Genomic DNA, 4474 nt, shown 5'->3' with positions numbered 1-4474 from the left:
AACCCGCTGGCCTCGGCGTCGGGGCCGCCATGGCCGCCATCATTGCCCTGCCCCAGCAAAACGGCCGAGCCGGCGCCGCCGGTCAGCTCTGCCGCTGCGGGCGACCAGCCCTTCGGCTCCGGCAAGGCCAATGCGGCGCCGCCGAGCACGGCCACCAGGCAGGCGGATCTAGGGGATATGCGCACCGTCGGACCTCCCTCATCGTCTCCGGATACTCCAGAAATAGCAGAAGCGGCCGCCGCTGGGGAGTGACACAGTTTACTGAACTCTGGTCAGCCGGGTGCTATCACCACGACATTCCGATTTCGTGTGTTTCGTTTCTACACCGGCTTGATTAAACTATGTCCGAGTTTCGGGCATTTGCATGACAGGGCGATTTCGATGAACTGGGCGATAAGACTCATCGCCATTCTGGCGCTTCTTTCGGTCACCACGGCGGCGCAGGCCGCCGCCGACAGGGTGGCCTTGGTACTCGGTTTGGGCGCCTACCAGACGATCGAGCCGCTGGACAACACCCGCAACGACGCCTCTGCCATGGCCGACACGCTGTCGGGCATCGGCTTTGATGTCACGCTGGCGCTGGATGCCACCTCGGCCCAATTGCACCAGCTGCTGGACGATTTCGCCTTCCGCTCGGAAACCGCCGATCTGGCGCTGATCTATTTCGCCGGTCACGGCGTCGAGGTGCAGGGCGAAAACTTTCTGATCCCGGTCGATGCCAACCTGACCTCGAACCGCGATGTTCAACGGCAATCGGTCTCGCTCAGCCAGCTTCTGTCCGCCGTCGAGCGCGCCCGCAAGATGCGCATCGTGATCCTGGACAGCTGCCGCGACAACCCGCTGGGCGATTTGATCGAGCTGCAGACCGCCAGCACCGGCAGCCGTACCGAGGCCGGGCGCGGCGGCGGCGGTCTGGCCGCCGCCGATCCCGACCGCGGCACGCTGGTGGCCTTTGCCGCCAAGGACGGGCAGGTCGCGCTGGATGGCGAGGGCAACCACAGCCCTTATGCCACCGCGCTGATGGAAAAGATGGTGCTGCCCGGTCTCGAGATCAGCCTGATGTTCCGCCAGGTGCGCGACCGGGTGCTGGAGATGACCCACAACCTGCAAGAGCCGCATACCTATGGCTCGCTCACCGGGGTGCCGTTCTACCTGGCCGGGCCCGGCGCGGGCGAAAGCGATATCTCCAAGGCCGACGCCGTCGATGCCTGGGCCGCGATCCGCCCCGACCAGGAGGAACAGCTGCTGGCGCTGGCCGATCTGGGCGACACCCGGTCGATGCTGGGCCTGGCCTATATGCGGCTGAACCCGAATGAAGGCCGTTTCGACCCGAAAGAGGCGGTCAAGTTCCTTGAACGCGCCTCGGCCGCCGGCTCGCCCGAAGCGCAGTTCGAACTGGCCCGGCTTTACGAACGCGGCACCGGCGTCCCGGTCGACGAGGCGCGCGCGCTGGAGCTGTACCGCGCGGCGGCGGACCAGGATTTTGCCGATGCGATCAACGATCTGGGCTTCATGTACCACCAGGGCGGGCTGGGCCTGCGCGCGGATCCGCAGACCGCGCTCAGCTATTTCGAACGCGCCGCCAATCTGCGCCACCCGCAGGCGCAGTTCAACTTCGCCGCGATGATCGATGACGGGCTGATCCCCTCGAAAGGGCCTGCGGATGCCGCACGCTATCTTTACGAGGCGCTGCGATCGGGCAGTTCCGACGTGCTGAACCTGCTCTCCGACCGCCCCAACATGTTCACCCCGCAGACACGCCGCGCGCTGCAGACGGTGCTGAAGGAACATAACTTCTACGCCGGCGCCATCGACGGCCAGTTCGGCCCCGGCACCCGCCAGAGCATCCGCCTGGCCTACGGCCTGACCGAATAGGCGCGCAGCGCCGTCCCGGCCCCGCACATATCCCGCCGCGCCGTTACAACAGCCCCTGCGCCAGCCACTCGTCCAGCTGGCGGCGGCTGACTTCGAAATGCATGCTGTCCTCGCGCGAGAACCCGGCGCCCCAGACCCAGCCCTCGGCATGAAAGAAATCGGCCAGGATGGTCAGGCCCAGCTGGGTGCGCCCGTCGGTGAAGGTGTCCAGATGCCCGTCGATGTTCAGATCCACCGCCAGCCCGTAGCTGTGGGTGGAAAACCGGTTCTGCGTGCCGCGGATCGCCCGCACGCAGAGCGAGCCCGAGGTGTTGATCCGGGCATAGAGATCCGGATCGGCACGCAGGATGTTGTCGAACACCACCCGCAGCGAATCAACCGCCGGCTGCAGCATGTTCACCTGGATCGGCCCCACCTGGGTCAGCACCAGCCGTTGGCGCAGCGCCTCGTTGGTCATCGGCTGGCAGCTGTCCGAGGCATCCTCGCGCGGCAGCCCCAGCTTTTCCGCCAAGTAGGCCGGGCTGGCCACTTCCAGACCCCGATTCACCTCGGTTCGGTTGGCGATCAGCACCACCTCGGCATAGGCGTCGATGATGGTGTTCGGAGCGTTCTGGCGCAGGTATTCCGCCTCGGCATCCGGATTGGCGCCAAAACTTTGCCCGCCCGCCGGCATCCGCGCCACCTCGTTGCGCAAATCCTCCAGTTGCAGCCGCAGATCGTCCAGCTGCTGGCGCAGCCCCTCCAGTTCGATCCGCGCGGCGGAATCCACCGCGCTGCCCTGGTAATCCTCTTCCGACAGGAAATGGCTCAGCCCAAACCACAGGCCCGGCGCCAGCAGCAAGGCGACGGCGATGATTATGGCCGGTCCGTAGCGCATGCCCTGCCCTGCACCGGTCTGCCCCGGCCAGGCGATATGATCGCCGCGAGAGTGATCAAGTTCACTGATCCAATAGCCGTTGTCCGGTATCAGCCAAAAGTATAGAGTCCAAAACTAGCTTACACGCACAGGAAGGGAAAGCACCATGCGCCGTTCCAGCCGACTTGTCGCCTGTTCACTGATCGCCGGGCTGCAGCTTGCACTGCCAGCGGCAGCGCTGGCGCAGAACGCGGATCAGATGACCGCGGAACAGATCACCGAAGCCTTCAAGAAACAGAAAACCCGCGGGCTGGTCATCGTGCCCTCGCCGCAGCAACAGCAGCCGGCCGCAACGTCGGAGACCACCAGCGTGGCCGCCGCCCCCGCGACGCCCACCGCCTATAGCGCGGTGGCCCGCGAGGATCAGGTCAATGTGCAGATCGCATTCGATTTCGACAGCGCCGCGCTGCGCGAGGATCAGAAACCCAAGCTGATCACTCTGTGCCAGGTTATGAAGGCGATCGATGTCGCGGTGTTCCAGATCATCGGCCATACCGACAGCGCCGGCACCGCCGCGTATAACGAACGCCTGTCGCTGCTGCGCGCCGAAGAGGTCAAGCGCCACCTGGTCAGCGATTGCGGCATTGCCGAAACCAAGCTGGAGGCGATCGGCATGGGTGAAACCGCCCCGTTCAACTCCGCCGATCCCCGCGCGGATGTGAACCGCCGCGTCGAATTCCAGGCCCTGGGCTGAACCGCCCGCCAGAACAGGAACCATCGTCGGAGCAGGCAATGTTGGAATCCCGGCCCGGCGATGCGTTTCAGCTGGGCGAGCTTCTGAACAACACCTACCGGATCGAGGCGCTGCTGGGCCGCGGCGGCACCTCGGATGTCTACCGTGCCCGCAGCGAGATCTCGGGTCGGCTGATGGCGTTGAAGGTGCTGAAGGCCGAGTTCACCGGCAATGACGACTATCTTGCCCTGCTGACCCGCGAAGAGGCGATCCGCGAGATCCGGCATGATGCGGTGATCCGCTATTCCGAATGCAACCGCACCCAGGACGGCCATGTCTATCTGCTGATGGATTATGTCGAGGGGCCGGGCCTGGACAAGAAGCTGAAACAGGGGCCGATGCCGGCCGATGACCTGCTGACCATCTGCCGGCGGGTGGCCGGCGGGCTGGAGGCGGCCCATGCCCGCCAGATCGTGCATCGCGACCTGTCGCCGGACAATATCATCCTCAAGGATGGCGACCCGTCGCGCGCGGTGATCATCGATTTCGGCATCGCCAAGGACACCAACCCGGGCGCCGAAACCATCGTCGGTAACGAATTTGCCGGCAAATACGCCTATGCCGCCCCCGAACAGCTGGACGGGCGCACCGATGCGCGCTCGGATATCTATGCGCTGGGGGCGCTGCTGCTGGCCAATTTCCGCGGCAAGCCGCCCGATGTCGGCCGCAACCCGATGGAGGTGGTGCAGCGCAAGGGCCAGCCGCTGGACACCTCGGGCCTGCCCGAACCGCTGAAAACGCTGATCGACCGGATGACCGCGCCCGACCCCAAGGACCGGTTCCAGAGCGCCACCGAGGTGCTGCTCTATCTCGACGGCACCGAAGGCGCCGATGCCACCATCATCGTGCCCAAGCCGCAAAAGGCGGTGGACTCGCCGGCGCCGCCGCCGCGCCGATCGCGCCGCGGGCTTTATGCCGGGCTGGCCGTGGTGCTGCTGGCCGCCGCCGGC

Annotated in this window: 5 protein-coding genes; 3 read left to right on the top strand and 2 right to left on the bottom strand. The window is 65.8% G+C overall.

Annotated features, from left to right (window positions below):
* A partial coding sequence (locus CVM52_RS26745) for a hypothetical protein (RefSeq protein ID WP_133119966.1) occupies window positions 1-185 on the bottom strand: 185 nt, incomplete at its 3' end.
* 196 nt (window positions 186-381) lie between these two features.
* Between CVM52_RS26745 and CVM52_RS23895 the strand changes: the two genes are divergently transcribed.
* Entirely contained in the window at window positions 382-1875 is a 1494-nt protein-coding gene (locus tag CVM52_RS23895) for a caspase family protein (protein ID WP_100164824.1), read from the top strand.
* 43 nt (window positions 1876-1918) lie between these two features.
* Here CVM52_RS23895 and CVM52_RS23890 read toward each other — a convergent pair whose 3' ends face one another.
* Window positions 1919-2752, bottom strand: a complete 834-nt coding sequence (locus CVM52_RS23890; RefSeq protein ID WP_100164823.1) for a M15 family metallopeptidase — start codon at window positions 2750-2752, stop codon at window positions 1919-1921.
* 145 nt (window positions 2753-2897) lie between these two features.
* Between CVM52_RS23890 and CVM52_RS23885 the strand changes: the two genes are divergently transcribed.
* Complete coding sequence (locus CVM52_RS23885) at window positions 2898-3485, top strand: OmpA family protein (protein ID WP_100164822.1); 588 nt, start codon at window positions 2898-2900, stop codon at window positions 3483-3485.
* Between the two features lie 38 nt (window positions 3486-3523).
* The coding region (locus CVM52_RS23880) for a serine/threonine-protein kinase (protein WP_133119965.1) at window positions 3524-4474 on the top strand (951 nt) is incomplete at its 3' end.

Origin of the sequence: Pseudooceanicola lipolyticus, from assembly GCF_002786325.1 — a bacterium.
In the GTDB taxonomy this organism is placed as follows: domain Bacteria; phylum Pseudomonadota; class Alphaproteobacteria; order Rhodobacterales; family Rhodobacteraceae; genus Pseudooceanicola_C; species Pseudooceanicola_C lipolyticus.
The sequence above is the reverse complement of the archived record's forward strand: the minus strand, read 5'-3'. Positions and strand labels throughout refer to the sequence as shown.